At 60.2% G+C, this 3,346-nt stretch carries 8 protein-coding genes; all 8 read right to left on the bottom strand.

Annotation, left to right across the window (positions count from 1 at the left end; translation table 11 throughout):
- Positions 1 to 79: 79 nt before the first annotated feature.
- From D3M70_RS12615 to D3M70_RS12590, 8 genes are read right to left on the bottom strand one after another with little or no spacing between them, the layout of a single operon-like run.
- Complete coding sequence (locus D3M70_RS12615) at positions 80 to 292, bottom strand: AlpA family transcriptional regulator (protein ID WP_165869789.1); 213 nt, start codon at positions 290 to 292, stop codon at positions 80 to 82.
- Between the two features lie 22 nt (positions 293 to 314).
- Positions 315 to 776, bottom strand: coding sequence for a hypothetical protein (locus tag D3M70_RS31710; RefSeq protein ID WP_133306462.1), 462 nt, complete (start codon positions 774 to 776; stop codon positions 315 to 317).
- 54 nt (positions 777 to 830) lie between these two features.
- Positions 831 to 1,061 (bottom strand): hypothetical protein, encoded by a 231-nt coding sequence (locus tag D3M70_RS12610; protein WP_120126090.1) that lies wholly within the window; start codon positions 1,059 to 1,061, stop codon positions 831 to 833.
- A complete protein-coding gene (locus D3M70_RS12605; protein ID WP_177418415.1) occupies positions 1,058 to 1,387 on the bottom strand; it encodes a hypothetical protein in 330 nt (109 codons plus the stop codon). Before D3M70_RS12605 ends, D3M70_RS12610 begins: the two co-directional genes overlap by 4 nt.
- The gene (locus D3M70_RS31945) at positions 1,384 to 1,527 is read right to left on the bottom strand and encodes a hypothetical protein (RefSeq protein WP_165869788.1); all 144 of its coding nucleotides are present in this window, start codon (positions 1,525 to 1,527) and stop codon (positions 1,384 to 1,386) included. The genes D3M70_RS12605 and D3M70_RS31945 overlap by 4 nt, the downstream gene beginning before the upstream one ends.
- A complete protein-coding gene (locus D3M70_RS12600; RefSeq protein WP_120126089.1) occupies positions 1,524 to 1,916 on the bottom strand; it encodes a hypothetical protein in 393 nt (130 codons plus the stop codon). Before D3M70_RS12600 ends, D3M70_RS31945 begins: the two co-directional genes overlap by 4 nt.
- Positions 1,913 to 2,635 carry a hypothetical protein gene (locus D3M70_RS12595; protein WP_120126088.1) on the bottom strand — a complete coding sequence of 241 codons (723 nt, stop codon included), beginning with the start codon at positions 2,633 to 2,635 and terminating at the stop codon, positions 1,913 to 1,915. Before D3M70_RS12595 ends, D3M70_RS12600 begins: the two co-directional genes overlap by 4 nt.
- Positions 2,632 to 3,198 carry a hypothetical protein gene (locus D3M70_RS12590; protein WP_120126087.1) on the bottom strand — a complete coding sequence of 189 codons (567 nt, stop codon included), beginning with the start codon at positions 3,196 to 3,198 and terminating at the stop codon, positions 2,632 to 2,634. The genes D3M70_RS12595 and D3M70_RS12590 overlap by 4 nt, the downstream gene beginning before the upstream one ends.
- Between the last annotated feature and the right edge of the window lie 148 nt (positions 3,199 to 3,346).

The raw sequence follows: 3,346 nt of genomic DNA, 5'->3' as shown, positions 1-3,346 counted from the left end.
CTTTGAAGATTTCCAATTTAAGACCTGTATGGCTGGTAAACCGGGGCCTACATAAAAAGCCCCGTATTCAGTGTACTAATCAATGTACTGATTGGTCGTTGCTGGGAGTCAGATCAGTCATCCATTGAGAGATGTCGGACTGGCGCCAGGCGACCGAGTTTGGGCCTATTCTAACTTGCTTCGGGAAAGTGCCCTCCCTGATTCTGCGATAAACAGTATTCCGACCCAGGCCGGTGGTGTGAAGCACCTCGTCGAGGCGCAGGAGTCGATCAATGTTCTGTGCTGCAGCCATGTTGGCTACCTCCGTCCGGGGTCTATGCGGGGTTGAGTGGTTGCGTTGCTTTGGCGATTGCGGCGTCAATCTTCTGCACGGTGGTATGCTTAGATACCGCCTCATCACTATCGAACCAGTCCGGCGCACCGGTCTTGAGCGCGGTCGATATGACGTCACGGCTTTCTATCAACGCGATCAGTAGTTCCTCGCAGTGCTGTTCAGCTGCGTCGCCACGCGACTCCTTAAGCTGGAATGCGTCCGATGAGATACGGCCCTTTTCCAGAGCGTCCGTTGGTATGCCTTCGCAAGCATTCCAGCAGGCCACCAAACGGCGAGCATTTTCCTCTGATGGCTTTCCAGTTTCGGGATCGATGACATCTGCCGCCAGCGCCACATCGTCTTCAGGACGACGGATGAAGTACTCATCAATTATGAGTCCCTTACCGGTCCAGCCATGACCAGCACTGGAATGCTCAAGACGACCTTTGGTGAATTCGCGCATAGGAATCTCCTCGCCCGCCGTACACCGGCAGGCATGTGGATAGATGGGGAAGGGTTAGGAAAACAGGTCGGGCGGCGGACGCTTGGCCCGGCGAAGCGGAAGGTTGTGTTTCGGGTAGAAGTTTCGGCGTGCCGCAAGCCAGGCCTTGTAGCCCCAGCCACTGCGAGTTCGGTAGGGATACGACTCGTCGATCGCTTTGCTGGTCGCCAAATCATCCATGCCTTCAGCCTTGCACCGCGAATACATCGATTCCATCCGCTGCCAGCAGTCGGTGTACCAGGTCATGCCGCCTCCATTGCGCCGATTTTGGCTGCGGCCACGGTGATTGCTCGGAGAAGCGCGCCGGCACGTCCAGACTCGTCAACCCAACCGATGATCTCACCGATGCCGCGGCGGTCTGCGCAGACGCATTGCTGCTTTGGAAACCACTCAACGTTGATGTCGAGGATGGCCGCGAGCCGGAGGGCGTCGTCACCCTTGGAAAGTGGGCGCCACAGTCGAGAAGTTTTGCGATTGCCAATCCGCAAGCAGTTGCGCCTGGATTCGTAGCAGAGGATCGGACCTATGGCTGCCGCCCTTGCTGCCATCTCCAGCAGATTCTGGTCGGTCATGCCGCCTCCTTGATCCGATCAGCAACAGGCGCAGGCATGTACATCCCATTGCAGCGCCACACTCCGAAGTCATCGACAGTGCATTCAGTCCAGCGCTCGGGGTTGCCGTACTGGGGCGGGAAGTAGACGAGGTAGGTCATGGCCGCGCCCTCCACTTGAACCCCACCGGCTCAGGCGGAAAGAACAGGTGCCGCATGTTGGCCACGTTCACAATGTCGGCGTCTGCTGGGAACACCTCCAGCGCATCATGATCCCCGCGCCCAAGCTCGCGCTTCAGCTGCATCAGCTCGTCCCAATTGATCTGGTCGACCCAGCTGTCACCATTGTGGAGTGCACGACAAACGCTCATGCGCTGGTAGCCGCCAGCCTCGCTATAGACCTGGACGAGGAAACCTCTCGAGCGCCAGACCTCCGTCAGGTTGGATGCCCTGATTTCCGGCCACTGATCCTTCGGCACCTGGCGCAGGGTGCGCGGCTGCTTGCTGCTCTCTTTGGCGAGCAGTCGGCGTTGGTTGCGATCAATGCTCATGGCGTCACCCGCTTGAACTCGACGACCCAGACCCATGGGTTGGCGTTCCAAGACTCGGCGCCATTGATCGATACCCACAGCTCCCGCCAGGCATCGAAAGGATCGCCCCAGTTACCTGGGCCGGGCTCGTCTTTGAAGGGGTGGAAATAATAATCACCGTCACCGTGGTGGATGCGGTGAATGCCTTCAGCGACGTAGCGGCTTTCGGACGCTGTCTCGCCTTCTCCTGCCTGCAGGCGCTCGACGCGCACCGCGGTGATCTCCAGCTGGATCCGGCACGCCGCGCGTGGCATATGGATGCTGGGCTTCCACTTAATGCCGTAGTCTTTGCGCGCTTCGTCAGCATAAGACCCCGGACGGCAATCGGCGGCATATGCGTATCGCTGCAATGGCCCTTCGGGATCTGGCCGGTGCTCGATGCCAGTTCCGCGCAGGTCTGCGAACGTCTCGCGCACCCACAGCCGATCGCCTGGTTGTCCGTAGGGGCACTTGGCAGACCACTCCCCACCACTGCGCGTGGTGTAGGCGTAGAAACCGTCGATCTCATCGCCATTCTCAAGCCGGCCGGCGGTGTACTCGAACCGGTGATCGTGCCGCGACCAGCTAAGGTCGAACGGTTGGACCTTGACCACGCGGCGGGTGACTGTCTTTCGACCCTCCCGAATGGCGCGCACCATCGGCGCCGAGAAAAGGATCGGGCGTTCTTTGGGCTGGATCATGGCGCCACCCGCTGGCCCAGCAGCACGTCGGTGACCACTTCCCACAGCTTGGCCGGCGGCCACTGGAAACGGTCGAAGTCGGTGTCTGGCTGGATGCCAAACCGGCAGGTGGAGTGAGCGCCCTCTGGGAATTCGCCGCGCTTCTGCATGATCGTGGCCACGCGCCCATCACCGCCGGGTTCCGTGCGGTGGTAGTCATACGCAAGGGTGTTGTAGTCGTTGCCTGCGCGTACCGTGAAAGTCGTTGCCCAATTCAGGTGTGCGCGACCGTCCGGTGTCCAAGGGCGCCCGCCATTGGCCCCGCGTTTACCCTCGTGCAGGTACAGCACGAAGTCGCCTTCATCATGGCGCTGCATTTCGTAGCAATGGTTGATCTGCGCCCCGACCAGCACCCGCGACACGAAGTCGAAGCGGTGGTCGTGAATGGCCGAGTGCTCGAAGCAGGAGCGCCGCGGCAACTCTGGGTGCCAGACGTGCAGGCGTTGATTTCCTTCCAGCTGCACCTGGACAAAGCCCAGGCCATGCAGGGTGATTCTGTCGGTCATGATGTCGTCGATGATCATGGGCATAGCTCCGCCTCGCCGCATACGCAGCAGGCAATAGGGATAGGGTGGGGCCGAACGGGCGGCGTGGTTATTGCGGGGTAGCGCGGTCGCGGCGTTTGCGAAACTCGTAGGTCATGTTGCGCAGGTTATGCAATGCCTCGTGTAG

The sequence above is a fragment of the Pseudomonas sp. LS-2 genome (genome assembly GCF_003605735.1).
Classification (GTDB): domain Bacteria; phylum Pseudomonadota; class Gammaproteobacteria; order Pseudomonadales; family Pseudomonadaceae; genus Aquipseudomonas.
Note: the sequence above shows the minus strand (reverse complement) of the source record. Positions and strands in the feature narration are given on the sequence as shown.